Genomic DNA, 15923 nt, shown 5'->3' with positions numbered 1-15923 from the left:
GGAGAGCACCAGGGACGGGAGGAGGGATGGCATTGTGAGCGCCCAACGTGCCGGGACCGCGGACGCGCCGGTCGGCCGCGCGGCTCCCGGTGCCAGCATGGTCGCCGCGCCGATCGCGTTACGCCTGCGGCAGCACCTGCGCGACCCGCTGAACGGCAACGTCTACGCGCTGATGCTCAACACGGTGGTGAGCTCGCTGCTCGGCATCGCGTACTGGGCTCTCGCCGCGCGCCTCTACTCGCCGACCGAGCTCGGCATCGGGGCGGCGACAGTGTCCACGATGACGTTTCTCAGCAACCTCGCCCAGCTCAATCTGAACGGGGCCCTCGCCCGCTTCCTGCCGGCCGCGGCGGGGCAGAGCGGCCGGCTCGTCGGGTACGCGTACGCGGTCACCTGTCTTGCGGCGCTCGCCCTGAGCGGCGGTTTCCTGCTGCTCGCTCCCCTGGTCACCGACCGGCTCGATTTCCTGCACCGCACCCCCCTGTTCGCCGTGGCGTTCGCCGTCGCCGTCGCCTGCTGGGGCGTCTTCACCCTGCAGGACAGCGTGCTGACCGCCCTGCGCGGTGTCGTCTGGGTCCCGGTCGAGAACACCGCCTTCGGGCTCGCCAAGATCGGGCTGCTGGTGCTGTTCGCCGGCGTCGTGCCGAGCCTGGGCATCTTCGTCTCGTGGAACCTGGCGGTCGTCGCGGCGCTCATCCCCGTCAACATGCTGGTCTTCCGCCGGCTGCTGCCCCGACAGCGGGCACGGGGCACCGAAGCGGCGCTACCGGGCCGTCGGGGACTCGCCCGGTTCGTGGCGCTGGACTACGTCGGATACCTGTTCATGCAGGCCGGTACGAATGCTCTACCGTTGCTCGTGACCGCCCGGTTGGGCGCGGAGGCCAACGGCGTCTTCTACGTGGCCTGGCTGCTCGGCGGCTCACTGGAGCTGGTGGCGTACCACTTCGGCACCTCGCTGACCGTGGAGGCCGCCGCCGACGAATCGCGGCTCGCGGCGTACGCGCGGCAGGTGCTGCGCCGGGGCCTGCTCCTCTTCGTACCGGCGGTCGTCCTGCTCTGCACGACGGCGCCGCTGCTGCTGGCCCTGTTCGGCAGCGACTACGCCGAGCCCGGCTCGGACACCCTGCGGCTCTTCGCCGTCGCGGTGCTGCCCAAGTTGCTGCTGACCGTCTTCGTCGCGGCGTCGCGGGTCCAGCGCCGGGTGGGGCGCATCATCGCCGTGCACGCATCCACGAGTGTCCTGGTCGTCTCGCTGGCGGTGGTCGCGATGGCGGAGATCGGGGTCGCCGGGGTCGGCGTCGCCTATCTCGCCGGACAGCTCGTCGTGGCGGCGGCCGTGCTGCCGTCGCTGGTGCGGCTGCTGAGGGGCGCGTCGTGAGCGGCGCCGCGGCCCTGCTGGCCACCCCGGCCTCAGCCGGCCGGCGGATCCGACACGGCCTGCTCGCCGGTGCCGAGTGGGCTGCGCCGGCGGCGGCGCTCGCGCTCGGGGTCTGGGCCCTGCAGCGGGGGGACGCCGCCGACATCGGGTCGCTCGGCCTGGTCACCGCGCTCCGCCCCGAACTGTACGTCGCACTGGCGCTACTGACCGCGAGCTTCCTCCGCGGCGTCTTCCGCCCCCGCCCGGCTTCCGATGCCCTGCTCGCCGCGCACGTGGTGGTGCTCGTCATCCTGCTCTTCGGCGCGGCGCCGATCATCGAGCCCCTGCCGCGGGTGATCTCGGGTTGGCTGCACGTCGGCTTCGCCGACTACATCGCCCGTACCGGGGAGACCCTGCCGGAGTTGGACGCCCGCTTCAGCTGGCCCGGATTCTTCGCGCTGACGGCCATGGCGACGCGGCTGGGCGGGCTGCCGGACGCCATGCCGCTGCTCGCCTGGGCGCCCGTGGTGTTCAACCTGCTCTACGGCGTCGCGGTGTTCCGGCTCGCCCGGTTGACGTCGACGGACGCGCGGACGGCGTGGCTCGCCCTCTGGCTGTTCTTCCCGGCCAACTGGGTGGGGCAGGACTACTTCGGCCCCCAGGCGATGAACTACCTCTTCTACCTGGTCCTGCTGATGGTGCTGCTCCGCTGGTTCCGCCCGGTCCCGCACGACAGCCGGCAGGGCGAGCGGACCTGGCGGAGCCCGACGGCGTTGCTGCGACGCCTGCTCCGGATCCCGCCGCGGACGCTGCTGCTCGAACCGGGGGCCGACCGGGCCAGCCCGGCGTCGCTGGTCGGGCTGGCCGCGGTGGTTCTCGTGATCTTCGCGGCCAGCACGGTGAGCCACCAGCTCACCCCGATCGCGATCGTGGTCTGCGTCGGTGCGCTGGTGCTGGTCCGCCGCTGCACGCTCCGTACGCTGCCGGTCCTGCTGGCCGTCATGCTGATGGCCTACATCAGCTACGGCGCCGTCGCGTACTGGGCGGGGCACCTGGACGACATGTTCGGCTCCTTCGGCAACGTCGGCGGCACCATCAACGACGGGGCGGTCGAACGGGTACGAGGCGACGCGGGGCACCAGATGGTGGTGCTGCTGCGGGTCCTCCTCGCGATGGCGGTCTGGGGGCTGGCGGCCATCGGCGCGTGGCGACGAATGCGCCGGGGACAGGCCGTCCTGGGGCTTCTGACGCTCGCCGGCGCACCCTTCCTTCTGCTGGGGATGCAGAGCTACGGCGGGGAGATCTTCCTCCGCGTGTACGCCTTCGCCCTGCCGTTCATGGCGATCCTCCTGGCCACGCTGCTGGTCCCGCTGTGGCCGGCGCGGCGTCGCGTCCCCGCGGCCCTCACGGCGGGCGCGCTGAGCGCCGTCCTCATCGGCGCGTTCTTCGTCGCCCGATACGGCAACGATGCCTTCGAGCAGATCCGCCCGGGCGACCACCGGGCCGTGGAGTGGCTCTACGCGCACGCCCCGGCGGACACCACGCTCGTCTCGGTGACCTCGAACGTCCCCTGGCGGGCGAAGGGCGTCGAACGGTACCAGTACCGCCCACTCGGCCAGGACCTCGGGCCGACCACGGTCCCCGCCCTCGAGGAGGAGATGCTGCGCAACCCGAAGGGCGCATATCTGATCATGACGAAGGGGCAGTTCGTCTTCGCGCAGTCGTTCCTGGGCAAGCCCCCGGGCTGGGGCGAGGACCTGGAACGCCAGGTCGTCGACTCAGGACGGTTCCGGCTCGTCTACCAGAATCCCGAGGCGAGGGTCTACGTCCTCGCCAGCAGCGAAGGGGGCGGCCGGTGACCCAGATCGCCGATCCTGGCATCGATGCCAGTCCAGGTTCTCTCGGCCAACCGGCTCCGCCCTCGCTGACGGGCTCCCCGTCGGGTTTGCCCTGGTCAGCGTTGGTGACGCTCGTCGCCGGCGACGCGGTTCTCGCCCTCGTCCTCTGGGACGTGCCGGGCATCCTGCGGACCGTCAGCGTCCTCGCCTACCTCGCCGTGGCGCCGGGACTGGCATGCGTGAGGCTGATCCGGATCCCGGACGGCCTCACCCGGTTCGTCGTCGGCGTCGCGCTCAGCCTCGCCCTCGGCGTCCTGGTCGCGCAGGGGATGCTCCAGCTGCACCTGTGGTCGCCGCTGCTCGGGATCGTCACCCTCACCGTGATCGCGTCGCTGGCCGCCCTGATCGAGCTGGGCCGGGACGTGTTGCACCACCACCGGAGGCGACGGATGGAGCCGGCATGACTGACATCGTCCTCAGCGTGGCACGTTCCGGGCCCGTCCAGGCGACCGTGCTCACCCTGCTCGTGGGGGCGCTCATCGCCCGAATCGTGGCGCAGCTTGCCGCGCGCCCGGCGCGGCCGGAGGTCCTCCGGACCCTCGACATGGTGGCCGCGCCGCTGCTCATCGCATTCGTTGTCATCATCCTGCAGCGGTTCCATGGGCTGAGCTGACCGTGTCCGGCGCAGCCCAGCCCGTCCCCGCCCGTCTCCCCTTCACAGGCCGTGGCGGCGGTCGCCCGTCACCAGCTCGGTGATTCGTGCCTCGGACCGGGCCGAGAACGGGTCCCGGTGGGCGGCGACCGCCTGCCGGGTCTCCTCGGCCATCAGATCGGCGTTGATCTGGGCGCCCGCGCCCGCGCCGGCCGCAGCGGCGGCGCCGACCTGGGCGGCCGGGTCGGTGACGTTGCCCGCGACCCACACTCCGGGCACCTCGGTACGGCCGGTCGCGTCGGCGGGGATGTGCTCCCCGACCCCGGCGGGGTGCGCCGCCGGCCGCAGTCCGAGCGCCGCCAGGAATCCGGCGCGGGCCACCATCCGCGGCGCGACCACCAGGGCGTCGCGGTGGACCAGCCGGCCGTCGCCGAGGCGTACGCCCACGAGGCGGTCCTGGACGACCTCCAGGGACGCCACCTCGCCGGCCACGACACGGACGTCGCGGGCGGCCAACTGCTCCGCCTGCTCGTCGGTGGGCGGCGGCATGGTGTGGGGGAAGAACGTGACATCGGCGCTCCACTGGCGGAACAGCAGCGCCTGGTGCACCGACAGCGGTCCGGTGGCCAGCACCCCGATCGCCCGGTCCCGGACCTCCCATCCGTGGCAGTACGGGCAGTGGATCACGTCCTGACCCCACCGGGCCCGCAGTCCCGGCACGTCCGGCAGCTCGTCCACCAGCCCGGTGGCCACCAGCAATCGGCGCGCCCGGACGGTCCGGCCGTCGGTCAGCGCCACCCCGAACCCGTCGTCCGCGGGGGTCGCGGCGCCGACCTCGCCGGGCACCACCTGGCCGCCATAGTTGCGGACCTCGGCCCGGCCGCGCTCCAGCAGCTCGGCCGGGGGCATCCCGTCGCGGGCCAGCAGCCCGTGCACCCCGTCGGCCGGGGCGTTGCGCGGGGCACCCGAGTCGATCACCAGTACCGATCGGCGTGCCCGGGCCAGCATCAGCGCCCCGCTCAACCCCGCGGCACCCCCACCGATCACCACCACGTCGTAGCTCGCCCTGAGCTGCTCGGTCATCCTGACCACCTCCGAGGGCAACCATCCGGGTCGCCCGCGAAAGTGGCAACCTTTGTTGCTGTTATGGCAAGCTGATGGCATGGACGACGACCTCGACCAGGCACTCGACGCGGTCGGCCCCCGGCTCCGCGCGCTGCGCCGGCAGCGCGACACCACGCTCGCCGAACTGTCGGCCGCCACCGGCATCTCGGTGAGCACCCTGTCCCGGCTGGAGTCCGGCACCCGCCGGCCCACCCTGGAGCTCCTGCTCCCCCTGGCCCGGGCCCACGACGTCACGCTCGACGAACTCGTCGGCGCCCCGCCCACCGGAGACCCGCGCATCCACCTGCGCCCGGTCACCCGCCACGGCATGACCATGCTGCCGCTGACCCGTCGGGCCGGCGGCATCCAGGCGTACAAGCTGGTGATCCCCGCCAGCGGTCGGCGGAACGAACCGGACCCGCAGACCCACGAGGGCTACGAATGGCTCTACGTCCTCAACGGGCGGCTGCGGCTCGTCCTCGGCGACCACGACCTGGTGCTCTCCCCCGGCGAGGCGGCCGAGTTCGACACCCGCGTACCGCACTGGTTCGGGGCCGCCGACGCCGAACCGGTCGAGTTCCTCAGCCTCTTCGGGCGGCAGGGCGAACGTCTGCACCTCCGTGCCCGCCCCACCACCGGCTCCACGCGCTCCGGCGGAGTTGCCGGATGAGCGCAACTCGATCCGCCGCCCAGGCCTGGGACGATGAATATCGGCGCGGCCGCTACCAGGACGAGCCGCCGGTCGCGTTCGTTGCCGACATCCTGGCCGCCGCCCACCGGGCCGGCGCGACCGACGGGCTCTACGTCGGCTGCGGCAACGGCCGCAATCTGCTGCCGTTGGTGGACGGCGGGCTCGACCTGCTCGGCCTGGACATCTCCGCCGAGGCGGTCCGCCAGCTCGCCGACCGGCGACCGGACCGGGCCGGACGGCTGCGCCACGGCGACCTGGACTCGTTGCCGCTCGGGGCGACCTGGCCGTTGGTGATCGGCATCCAGGTCTTCCAGCACGGCGATCGCGGGCAGGCACACCGGCAGGTCCGCGCGGCGCAGCGGCGGGTCGCCGCGGGCGGTTTGATCTGTGTACGCGTCAACGCGGTCGGCACGGACGTGTGGCCGGCGCACGACGTGGTCGAGCGGGCACCCGACGGCGGATTCACCGTGCGCTACACGGCGGGGCCGAAGCGCGGGCTGGACATCCACTTCTTCGGTGCGGCGGAGCTGGGCCAGCTCTTCGCGGGGTGGGCACCGGTGCTTCCGGCCCGGCCGCAGCGCACCGAGCGGGACAACCTCGGCACCGGGCAGTGGACGCAGTGGGAGGCCATCTGGCGACGCCCGGCGGAGCTGGTCACCCCGTAGCTCGACGTCGGCCGCGAACCGTCGACCGGACGCCGGGTTGAGTGGGGCACCGACCCTCAACCGCCGGATGGTCCCGCTGCCGTACGGGGTAGTCGGGTGGCGGTCAGCTGCCCTTGGCCGATCCGACGGCGGCACTCTGCGATTGCCCGCCTGGCTGCCGAGATGGTGACGGCAACCTGGACTGTCCGGCCCCAGGTGCGTCGACGGGCAACGCCTCGAGCTGGAAGCGGCTCAGCAGGCCGGGCAGAAACGTCGCCAGGGCGGTGGCAGTGTTCTGCCGGTCGCCGCCGCCATCGTGCAGGAGCACGATGGAGCCGGCCCTGGTGCCCTCTGTGACGGTGGCGATGATGGCGGCTGCTGCCGGCTCCTCCCAGTCCCGGGGGTCCACCGCCCAGTGCAGGCCGGTCATGCCCAGGTCCTCGGCGACGTCGACAAGCTGCGGGGTCCAGTTCCCGCCCGGCTGCCGGAAGTACTTGATCGGGGCCTGCGGTGCGGCGGCGTGGATGGCCTGGCTGGTCCGCAGCAGATTGCCCTCAATGTCCAGACGTGGCCGGCTGCCGAGGTCGAGGTCCTCGTTCCAGGTGTGGTTGCACAAGGTGTGACCGTCGGCCACGATGGCCCGCACGAGTGCCGGATACGCCGCCGCGTTCTTGCCCAGTAGGCAGAACGTCGCCTTGACATGGAACTGGCGCAGTGTCTTCAGGACGAGCGGAGTCCAGGTGGGATCGGGCCCGTCGTTGAAGGTCAGCGCCACCTGCGCCGAGCCGGTGGTCATCTGGACACCGGTGGGGACGGGGGATTCGGTGGCGGACGGCGCTTCGGCCGATGATGACGCGTGCGGCAGCAGGGACCGACTGATCAGATAGACGCCGCCGACCAGCACGGCCAGCACCAGGGTCAGGACGGCGGCGCGCAGCGCCGAAGACCGGCGCATCAGACCCTCCTTCGACTGCCGGTCGCTGCGGACATTGTCATAGCTGGTCACTGTCGCCCCTTCTGCCAATCCGACAGGCGCCACGCTATCCGCAAACGACCCAAAGCCGTGTGTATATGAACAAATTGCCCCTCATATCGGCATTGCAGCCCCAACCAGCAGCTCCCGAAGGCGAACTATCAACGGTTGGCGGGGCGGGGCGAATGTAGATCTGGGCGGCACCGATGAACAACACCCGGATGGGCCATGCACCCTCCACTGCGGTCGCCGGGTCCGGCGGCGGCGCCCGCCTACGGCGTCGCACCGCACCCAGTCAGTGGCCGGGAAATCCGGGCCGACCCGGCATGGCCGCCCAGGTCAGCGGGGCGCGGTTTGCCCACCGTCGGCGGGCTCCTCCCGGTCGAGGTAGTCGGCGAGTTCGATGACGACGTCCGTGTAATGCGGGTCGGTGTGGTACGGCCAGTGTGCCTCGATCGGCGGCGGGACGGTGTCCATGGGTGCGACGGTGACCGCGCGCGGGTCGCGCAGGCGCACGTCCACCTGCCCGGCCGGCCCGTCGACGGCGGGTGGTTGGCCCGGGTGGTGCGTGGAGAAGATGGCCCCGCTGATCGGGTCGGTGTTGCGCCAGAGGTTGCGCCACCGCCACCCGACGCGTTCGCCGACCTCGTGCAGGACGTCCTCGCCGAAGTAGGCCGGCATCAGGTGGCCGTAGAGCCGGCGCAGCGGTGAGCCGTAGGTGAGCAGGGCGACCCGGTGCAGGGTCTCCGGCGGCAGTTGCAGGATGGCGGCCGCCGCCAGCGCGGAGCCGTGGCTGTGCCCGGACAGCACCACCTTGTGCTCCCGGGTCAGGGCGCTCACCCGCCTGGCGAGCTCGGGCACCGCCCGCTCGGCATAGCAGGGCGGCGCGAACGGATGTGTCGTCCGCGGGAAGAAGGTGCCCAGGTCCCACAGCACCCCGGCCGCCCGCCGGACCTCGGGCGAGACGTACGCCAGGAGGCCGATCAGCACGAGCCCGATGATGATCAGACCGAGCGAGATCGTCCCTGCGTCGGTGAGATAGGCCGCGAGCCCCACGAACGTGCCATGGTTGCCGCTGACCTGCTGCGCCAGCTGGGTCGGCCCGATCTCGATCAGGTCAAGCGCGGTGAACACGAGACTGAGCAGCGAGAGCACGAAGTACACGATGAGTAGCGGGCTGAACTGCTCGGCGAGGCGTGACCTGCTGATCGCGCGACGCACCGTCTGCACCTGCCCGGCGGCCTGCGGGGGCGCGTCGGGAAAGTCCTCCCGGCTGATCCGCTCCGCCAGCCGGTCCCGCCGGCGCCGGCTGAACCGGCCCGCGTACAGGCCCACCACGGTCACCAGCAGCACGGTGAACAAAGCACCCAGCGCCTCCCACCGGTAGGCGATCGGCGGGTCCAACGGTGGGGCGCCGGGCGGCGGTGGATGCCCGGGGCCCGGGATGTCACCCCGGTCCAAGACGTCGGCCACCCGGTAGACGAGTCCCGCCGTGATGGTGGCCGCGAGACCGGCCGCGATCGCGCCGAACACCGGGGCGCCCAGGCCCCGGAAGAACGCCCGGGCCGAGGGCGGGGTCGCCCGCTGCTGCCACACGGTGATCACCGCGAGCGCCAGTAGCAGCGTGGCCTGTCCGAGGATCACCAAATTGACGCTGAGGGCGAAACCGGGCAGCGCCCCTCCCCGGGGTACGGGAGGACGCGGCAGGAGGGCGTACCCGGCGGTGAGGACGGTGATCGCGATGACCGCCACCCGCAGCGGCCGGATGACCACCCTGGTCCAGTCCCAGCGGGTGTGCGGAGCGTTCAACGCGGGCAGGCAGAGCAGCACCACGCAGGAGGCCACGAGCAGCGCCGCCGCTGCGAGCAGCGCCATCCCGACCGGCCGGTGGTCCAGGGTGATGAGGGCGAAGAGGGCGCTGACGTCGAGCGTGCCGTACGCGATCGCCACGTGGATCGACCGGAGCCGTCCGACGATGGTCTCTCCGCTCCAGAAGCCAGGCGCGTCGAGCCGGTCCCCGGGCGGGGCGCCCGAGCTGCCGTAGTTGGACCGGAACGCCTCGTAGGAGCGCGCGGAGCGCTTACCGACCCACCAGATGACGCGGATGGTGGCGGCCGGGAACACGGCGAGGACGACCATTCGCGGCCCGATCGGAAACTCGTCGAGCCAGGCCAGGTACCCCCGCCCGGCGGTGCACGGCCGGTACTGCGCGCACTGCCAGCCGACGAGGTCCAGGGTGACGCCAATGATCGACAGCACGAAGATGGCGGTGATGGTGGCGCCGAGCACGCGGCAGAGGGCCTTCACCGTGTCGCCGTTGCCACCCGGGGGCCGCAGCCACGCCGCCAGGTTGCTGAACATGAAGGGCAGCAGGAAGAGCAGTGACAGCGTCCGGGCCACCGTGCTCACGGTCAGGTTCCGCCACTGGTACGCCTCGATGACCACCCCGCCCGGCCCGGACGTGTCGCCGAAGCCCGGCCGCGGGCGGTAGAAGCCGGCGTTGCGGTCACCGGCGACCCGGACCACCACCGGGTGGTCCAGCAACTCCTCCGCCCGCACCCCGGTGACCCCGTGTACGCGCAGCTCCACCACATCTCGCGACATCTGCCCCTGACCACGCCGTCGGGTCGCCCCGGGCCGCCGCGGGCCCGGTCGAGCCTGCCGCGCGCGCATACCCCGGACCGGAAGCGCTATGCCCGGCAAAAGCCGGCTCCGGCGATCGCCGGAGCCGGCTCGCTAAGCTGGCCGGGTCCGGATCGGTGGGGAACCGGCAACGTGCCAGGAGGAGCGGCGGCGATGACCGGTGGCGTCCGGCGGTCCGGCCAGGGCCCCGCGGTCGAGAACGACCGGGACGCGTGCCTGGCGGCGGTGGCCCGTGCCGCCAGCGCCGACGCCGGTGGGGTGCCCGTGGACCTGCTCGGCGACTACCTGTGGCTGCTCGCGGAGGCAGCGGTGACCGGGCGCCGGCCACGGCGGGCCGAGCTCGACGCCGTCGGTGTGCTCGGGCGGCGCGCCGCCGAGCAGGGCGTGTCGGCCGGGCGCGCGGTCCAGCTGTACCTGTCGGCGGCCCGCCGGCTGTGGCAGCAGCTGCCGCAGCTGACGACGCCCATCGACAGCACGGGGGTACGCGCGTCCGCCGAGGCTGTGCTGCACGTCGTCGACAGCGCGGTGGCGACCCTCGCCGAGGGCTACGCCGCGGCCCGCCGGGAGCTGGTCCGGCGGGAGGAGACGCTGCGCCGGGAACTCGTGGACGATCTGCTGCGCGGCGACTCCGACCTGGGTGGCTTGGTGGAGCGGGCCGAGCCGTTCGGGTTGGACCTGGCCCGGGTGCATCAGGTGGCGCTGGCCGCACCGAGCCGGCGCCTGCCGGACACCGACGCGGCGATCAGTGCCCTGGAGGCGGTCATCTTCGATCGTCTCGGGGACCGTGACGTGCTGGTGGCCACCAAGGAGGGGCTGCTGGTGGTGATCGCCCCCGCCGACGCGGTGGCCCCCGACCGGGGTGGCCGCGGACGGGGCGCGGTCGGCGACCTCGGGCGGCTGATGCACGCCGAGCTCGACCGGCTGCCGCGCGGCGGTCCGTGGCAGGTGGCGGTCGGCCGCCCGCACCCCGGCCTGTACGGCATCGCCCGTTCCTACGAGGAGGCCCGGGAGGCGCTGACGATGGCGCAGCGGCTGAACGCCGACACGCCCGTCATCGACGCCCACGATCTGCTCATCTACCGGGTCCTGCTGCGTGACCAGCCGGCCATCGTCGACCTGGTGCAGGCGGTGCTCAGCCCGCTGCGGCACGCCCGCGGTGGCGCCCAGCCGTTGCTGGACACCCTCAACGCGTACTTCGCCACCGGCGGCGTCGCCACCGAGGCCGCCCGCCGGCTGCACGTGTCGGTCCGCACGGTCACCTACCGCCTGAGCCGGATCAGGACGCTCAGCGGGTACGACCCGAACGACCCCAGCGACCGGTTCACCCTGCAGGCCGCCGTGTACGGCGCGCGGGCGCTGGACTGGCCACGTCACCCGCTGCCCGGCCCAGCCGCGTAGCCGGCGGCCTCACCCGCACCGGTCGCCGCCGGCGGCCACCTCGACCACCTCGAGCAGGCCCAGCAGGCCGGCCAGCGCCACCGCCTCGGAGCGGGTGAGGCGGAAGCCGCAGGTGCTGTCCGAATCGTTCAGGTCGTCGTGGATGACGTCCCGGCGATCCTGCCCCCGGTACTCGACCACACCGATTCGGCGACCCTGCTCGGTCGTGAATGTGTGCCGCACTCCGATGCCCGGCAACGGCGTACGTTCGATCTTCATGGGGTGCTCCGTACTGGAAGGGCTGGTGGGGGTGACCGCGATCCCGTGTCCGGCCGACGCCGACGGGTGGCGGCGCCGCCGAGGGGCGGCGGTACGGGCCGGGACTGCGGGTGAGGTTCGGGTGGCGTCAGCTGGCGGCGAGCCGGCCCGGCGGCGCCCGGTCGGCCGACCATGCGGGCACACATCCCGGGATCGCCTTCGCCAGCCTGACCACGATGCACAGGCCCACGGCCGGGCGGGCGTGCCGGAACGCGGTGAGCACAGCAACCAGGACGAGCATCGCCAGGGCGCTGCGCTGGGCGACGTCGGACCGGTGCCGGTGGGGTGGCATGCGGTCACCATAGCCCTCCGGAAGACGCCGCCGGTGCCGCCCGGTTGCGGGATCTGCGGCGGCGGGCGGACCCCGCCACCCGCTCCGGGCGCGACACCCGCCGAGTGGCGCATCGGTCGCGCGGCCACCGGCGGGACCTCGCCGGTGGCCGGCAAGCAAGCCGCTGGATGTTGGCCGGCCCTAGGCCATGTCAGTCCGCCGCTTCCGGCCGACGCTGGAGGTCCGACAGGTCCTGACCGGCGAGGAGGTGGGTGATGACGACCAGCATGGTGGCGCTGCCATTCGTGCCGGCCGGTCGAGCCTCGGCTGCCCCGCCGACGTCTCCCGGCCGCCGCGACGGCGCCGCGACACCCTGGCGCTGCCGTCCCCGCCGCCGATCCGCGCTCCGCCGACCGGGAGCGCTGGGGGTTCCGGACACGGTCAGCGGCTGATCGCCGCGACCCACCGCGACCGCTGAGGTCAGCCCCTTCCGTTGGCTTTCCCGCCGCTGCCCACGCCGGGCGGCGGCATCGTCACATCCACCGTTGAAAAAGAGGTCGGCATGCCTGTCGTCCAAGCCCCCACCGGTCGCCAGCCGGACACCGTTGGCACCGGGTCCGTGCTCAACGGCATCGTCGGGCCCGCCACCACCCGCCCCAGCCCCATCGCCGTCGACCTCGGCAGCGGGCAGTTGCGCATCCGGGTGGGCAGCCACGCGACGCTCACCACGCTGGTCGGCGACCGGCGGATCCGGCCGCTGGTGCGGCGGGGCCAGATCGTCGACGGTCCCGGCTGCGCCACCGCGCTGGCCCAGCTGCTGCGACAGCACCACGTCACGGTGCCGGCCCGGCCGCTGATCGTCGCCTGCCGCCCCTTGCTCGCGACCGCCGCCGACCACGACACCACCCGGCGGGTCCTCGACGCGGTGTTCGCGCCCGCGCGGCTGCTGTTCATCGACACCGTGCGCGCGGCCGCCATCGGTGCCGGCGCCGGCGCCGGCGCACTGCTCGTCGCCGACATCGGCGCCCAGCTCACCGAGGTCGCGGTCCTGCGGGACAGCCAGGTCGTCGCCGGCCGGCGGGTGAACCTCGGCACCGGCGACCTCGCCCACGGCACCACGGTCGGAATGCTCGCCGACACGCTCGCCCGCCTCGTGCGAGAGCTGACTCTGGGCGCGAAGGCCGTGCCGTCGGCCGCCACCGCGCTGTCCCGCGGGATGGTCATCGTCGGGGACGGCGCCACCCGGCCCAACCTGAGAGACCGCCTCGCCGCGCTGACCGGGATCCCGGTGCACCGCGCCGCGGGACCCCGTACGGCCGCGCTGACCGGCGCGAGCCTGGCCGCGGCGGCTGCGGCCCGCCATCCGGCCGCGGACTGAGCCTGGTCCGCCCACCCTCCCCAACCTCGCGCTGGTCCCGGGCCAGTGCGTCCAGTGAAAGGTACCGACGCCATGACCGACACGCTGAGCGACCGCGCGAAATCTTTGCGCGACATTCTCGAGCGGCAGTTCGAGGAGCACACCGGTCAACTCACCGCGCTCACCGCGCACGCTCGGGAGCCCAACCACGGTGGTTACGACCCCGACACCCTGCGCGGGCTCATGGAGACCGCGCGCCAGGGCATCGCGGACACCGCGGCGGCGTTGCGGCGCATGGCGGAGGGCAGCTACGGCAGCTGCGAGAGCTGCGGCGGTGAAATTCCCGTCGCCCGGCTGGAGATCCTGCCCTGGGCCCGCCACTGTGTCCCCTGCCAGCAACGACAGCGGGTCTGAGCATCCTCCTCCACCGCGGGCGCCGTCGCCGGAGGACGGCGCCCGCGGCGGCACTTCAGGGGACCGCCGGACAACCCTGAGGGCTCTAACCTGGATCGATGAGACCTCGAGGGTTCTGGCCGGTCGTGACGCTGCTGACGGTGGCCCTGGGCGGGTGTGGGTGGGCGGAAGTGACCGGCGAGGCCCGAGTGCCGGGCTGCGCGGTCCCGAACGACGAGGACGAGCTGCTCGACGCGTACGCGGACGATCGGATCCTCGCCGTGCGGCCAGAGGGCTCCCAGCCCGGCGGCGACGTCGTCCGCAGCACGGGGTGCCGCCGGCTGAACAAGGAGGACGTGTCGAACACCTCGATCACCCTGACCTGGCGGTTCGAGCGCGACTACGACGACGCGACGCTGCGCCGCACCTTCGACCCCGTGGCCAGCGGCGACGGATGGCATCCCGTGGTGGACATCGACATCCCGCCGGACGTGCCCGGGGAATCGACCCTCACCTATTGCCGAGCGGTCCGGGGTGTACCCAGCCGGCTGCTCATCCGGTCCCAAGCGGCACAGCGCATGGACGTCCGACCGAGCACGGCGGACCGGCCGGCATCCCCGCAGTGGACCGTCGTCGCACCGGCTCTCATCTATCTCACCATCTACGCCGACCCGACCTGCCCGAAGCTGTGATCAGCGGGTGCAGTCAACTGGGCCGGCGGCGATGGACGACTCTGGTGCTGCCCCGGCTTCGGCGGGCTCGGGCCTGAATCACCACCGTGCACATCGACGCCGAGGCGATCAGCCCGCCAACGCCGCGCTGATCACGCGTACCTGTTCCGGCGCAACGGAGCGCCAGAAGTCGGTGTCGTGGCAGCCGGTAGGGATCTGCACGACACCCGGGTCGGGCAGCCGGTCGCGCAGGGTGCGTACGGCCCGGGCGAACGGGTCCGCGGCGCCGATCGCGATCCGCACCGGCAGGCCGGCGAACTCCCGCGCCCGGGCGGTCACGTCGTACCGGGCCCACTCGGCGGCGCTGTCGAAGGCGCCCGCGTTGACCCGTTCCGCGTCGGCGTACGAGTGGAAGATCGCCGGTGAGGTGGCCGCCACCGCCCGGAACCGCCCCGGATGGGTCAGCGCGGCGAGCAACGCCCCGTACCCGCCCATCGACCAGCCGGCCACCGCGACCCGGTCGGTCCGCAGCCCGCGCTCGGCCAACAGCGGCAGGAACTCGTCGACCAGCATGCCGAGTGGGTCGTCGCCCGCGTGGGGGTGCCAGTAGCCGTCGCCGCCGTCGGGAGCGGCGAGAGCGAACGGGGCCGCCCCGTGCGGCAGGGCGCCGGCCAGGACCTCCGGGTATCCGGCCGCGCCGACGGCGCTGCGGGCGTCCGCCGCGTACCCGTGCAGGGCCAGGCAGACGGGGAGCCGCGCGCCCGGGGCGTGGCCGGGCGGGTAGGCGATGGCGAAGGCGACCTCCCGGCGGCGCGCCGCGGACCGGAAGGTGCCGGTGACCGGCAGCGGCGCGGGCGCCCGTGGCGCGTCCGGCGGGCGGGCGTCGCAGCGGCCCAGCGTGCGGTTGAGCACCGACCGGCCCGGCAGCACCTCTGCGTCGACCAGGGCCACGCCGCCCGCGCCGAGCCCGGCGAGGCCGGCGGTGGCGCCGAAGGACTGGAGCAGTCGACGTCGGGTGACCGGCATGCGGCCACCCTAGACGTCCGGGTCAGGTCAGGGGGTCCGGCAGCAGCGCCAGGGTGGGCGCGAGCTGCGAGTGCAGCGGGGTGGGCAGCGCGTCGCGGGTGTACCAGCCGAGCCGGTCGAACTTGTGCGGCTCGCCGATGGCGACCGTGGCCGGGTCGACCAGGACCGCGAAGACCACCGCCACCCAGTGCGAGGACGGGTCGTCGCGCAGCACGTTGCGCACCCCGAGCAGGCTGATCGCCAGCGGCGACCTCGCGTACTCCTCGCCGACCTCGCGGGTGACGGCCGCCTCGAACGTCTCACCGAACTCAAGCGCGCCGGCGCCGGTGTCCCAGGTGCCCGGCTCGTCGCGGGCACCGGTGCCACGCCGGGCGAGCAGCAGCCGGCCGGCGCGGTCGTGGCAGACGAAGACGCAGGACACCGATGGGGTACGCGCGGACATCAGCTCATTCTGCGCGACGCTCTGCCCGGCCGGCCCGGCCAGTAACGCCGCGGCGGAGCTGCTCCGGGCGTAGCGCAGGAACCGCACGGCCCGCCCTGGTCAGGTGGCCGGCGCTGTTACCTGGCGGTTACGCCACTGCGAAGCCACCGTGGCACGGCGGGTCGAC

General features: G+C 73.2%; 17 protein-coding genes. 10 read left to right on the top strand and 7 right to left on the bottom strand.

Going from position 1 to position 15923, the window contains the following annotated elements:
• The first annotated feature begins 34 nt into the window (after positions 1 to 34).
• The 4 genes from A6A27_RS05790 (at position 35) to A6A27_RS05775 (ending at position 3868) form a co-directional block, all read left to right on the top strand.
• Positions 35 to 1378 carry a lipopolysaccharide biosynthesis protein gene (locus A6A27_RS05790; RefSeq protein WP_083672449.1) on the top strand — a complete coding sequence of 448 codons (1344 nt, stop codon included), beginning with the start codon at positions 35 to 37 and terminating at the stop codon, positions 1376 to 1378.
• Complete coding sequence (locus tag A6A27_RS42900) at positions 1375 to 3216, top strand: hypothetical protein (protein ID WP_073833495.1); 1842 nt, start codon at positions 1375 to 1377, stop codon at positions 3214 to 3216. The genes A6A27_RS05790 and A6A27_RS42900 overlap by 4 nt, the downstream gene beginning before the upstream one ends.
• 104 nt (positions 3217 to 3320) lie before the next feature.
• Complete coding sequence (locus tag A6A27_RS05780) at positions 3321 to 3659, top strand: hypothetical protein (RefSeq protein WP_073833494.1); 339 nt, start codon at positions 3321 to 3323, stop codon at positions 3657 to 3659.
• The gene (locus A6A27_RS05775; protein WP_073833493.1) at positions 3656 to 3868 is read left to right on the top strand and encodes a hypothetical protein; all 213 of its coding nucleotides are present in this window, start codon (positions 3656 to 3658) and stop codon (positions 3866 to 3868) included. The genes A6A27_RS05780 and A6A27_RS05775 overlap by 4 nt, the downstream gene beginning before the upstream one ends.
• A gap of 42 nt (positions 3869 to 3910) precedes the next feature.
• Here A6A27_RS05775 and A6A27_RS05770 read toward each other — a convergent pair whose 3' ends face one another.
• Entirely contained in the window at positions 3911 to 4930 is a 1020-nt protein-coding gene (locus A6A27_RS05770; RefSeq protein ID WP_073833492.1) for an NAD(P)/FAD-dependent oxidoreductase, read from the bottom strand.
• Positions 4931 to 5009: 79 nt separating this feature from the next.
• Between A6A27_RS05770 and A6A27_RS05765 the strand changes: the two genes are divergently transcribed.
• Both A6A27_RS05765 and A6A27_RS05760 read left to right on the top strand, forming a co-directional pair.
• Positions 5010 to 5621 (top strand): helix-turn-helix domain-containing protein, encoded by a 612-nt coding sequence (locus tag A6A27_RS05765; protein ID WP_073833491.1) that lies wholly within the window; start codon positions 5010 to 5012, stop codon positions 5619 to 5621.
• Positions 5618 to 6307, top strand: coding sequence for a methyltransferase (locus A6A27_RS05760; RefSeq protein ID WP_073833490.1), 690 nt, complete (start codon positions 5618 to 5620; stop codon positions 6305 to 6307). The genes A6A27_RS05765 and A6A27_RS05760 overlap by 4 nt, the downstream gene beginning before the upstream one ends.
• Positions 6308 to 6410: 103 nt before the next feature.
• Here the strand turns inward: A6A27_RS05760 and A6A27_RS05755 are convergent, their stop codons facing one another.
• Together A6A27_RS05755 and A6A27_RS05750 are read right to left on the bottom strand one after the other, a co-directional pair.
• A complete protein-coding gene (locus A6A27_RS05755) occupies positions 6411 to 7241 on the bottom strand; it encodes a polysaccharide deacetylase family protein (protein WP_073833489.1) in 831 nt (276 codons plus the stop codon).
• Positions 7242 to 7598: 357 nt separating this feature from the next.
• Complete coding sequence (locus tag A6A27_RS05750) at positions 7599 to 9863, bottom strand: hypothetical protein (RefSeq protein ID WP_073833488.1); 2265 nt, start codon at positions 9861 to 9863, stop codon at positions 7599 to 7601.
• A 192-nt stretch (positions 9864 to 10055) separates the two neighbouring features.
• Between A6A27_RS05750 and A6A27_RS05745 the strand changes: the two genes are divergently transcribed.
• Positions 10056 to 11300, top strand: coding sequence for a PucR family transcriptional regulator (locus A6A27_RS05745; protein WP_073833487.1), 1245 nt, complete (start codon positions 10056 to 10058; stop codon positions 11298 to 11300).
• Between the two features lie 9 nt (positions 11301 to 11309).
• Here the strand turns inward: A6A27_RS05745 and A6A27_RS05740 are convergent, their stop codons facing one another.
• A complete protein-coding gene (locus tag A6A27_RS05740; RefSeq protein WP_073833486.1) occupies positions 11310 to 11558 on the bottom strand; it encodes a potassium transporter TrkA in 249 nt (82 codons plus the stop codon).
• Positions 11559 to 11685: 127 nt separating this feature from the next.
• Positions 11686 to 11889, bottom strand: coding sequence for a hypothetical protein (locus A6A27_RS05735; RefSeq protein ID WP_073833485.1), 204 nt, complete (start codon positions 11887 to 11889; stop codon positions 11686 to 11688).
• Positions 11890 to 12430: 541 nt separating this feature from the next.
• Between A6A27_RS05735 and A6A27_RS05725 the strand changes: the two genes are divergently transcribed.
• The 3 genes from A6A27_RS05725 (at position 12431) to A6A27_RS05715 (ending at position 14310) form a co-directional block, all read left to right on the top strand.
• Entirely contained in the window at positions 12431 to 13246 is an 816-nt protein-coding gene (locus A6A27_RS05725; protein ID WP_073833483.1) for a rod shape-determining protein, read from the top strand.
• Between the two features lie 72 nt (positions 13247 to 13318).
• Positions 13319 to 13639, top strand: a complete 321-nt coding sequence (locus tag A6A27_RS05720) for a TraR/DksA family transcriptional regulator (RefSeq protein WP_073833482.1) — start codon at positions 13319 to 13321, stop codon at positions 13637 to 13639.
• A 98-nt stretch (positions 13640 to 13737) separates the two neighbouring features.
• Positions 13738 to 14310 (top strand): hypothetical protein, encoded by a 573-nt coding sequence (locus A6A27_RS05715; RefSeq protein ID WP_143193901.1) that lies wholly within the window; start codon positions 13738 to 13740, stop codon positions 14308 to 14310.
• Positions 14311 to 14418: 108 nt separating this feature from the next.
• Here the strand turns inward: A6A27_RS05715 and A6A27_RS45540 are convergent, their stop codons facing one another.
• Positions 14419 to 15315, bottom strand: a complete 897-nt coding sequence (locus tag A6A27_RS45540) for an alpha/beta hydrolase (RefSeq protein WP_083672447.1) — start codon at positions 15313 to 15315, stop codon at positions 14419 to 14421.
• Positions 15316 to 15337: 22 nt separating this feature from the next.
• Positions 15338 to 15844: an NUDIX domain-containing protein gene (locus tag A6A27_RS05705; protein ID WP_241825092.1), complete on the bottom strand. Its 507-nt coding sequence runs from the start codon at positions 15842 to 15844 to the stop codon at positions 15338 to 15340.
• Positions 15845 to 15923 lie beyond the last annotated feature (79 nt).

Source organism: Micromonospora sp. CB01531 (assembly GCF_001905095.1).
Classification (GTDB): domain Bacteria; phylum Actinomycetota; class Actinomycetes; order Mycobacteriales; family Micromonosporaceae; genus Micromonospora.
The sequence above is the reverse complement of the archived record's forward strand: the minus strand, read 5'-3'. Positions and strand labels throughout refer to the sequence as shown.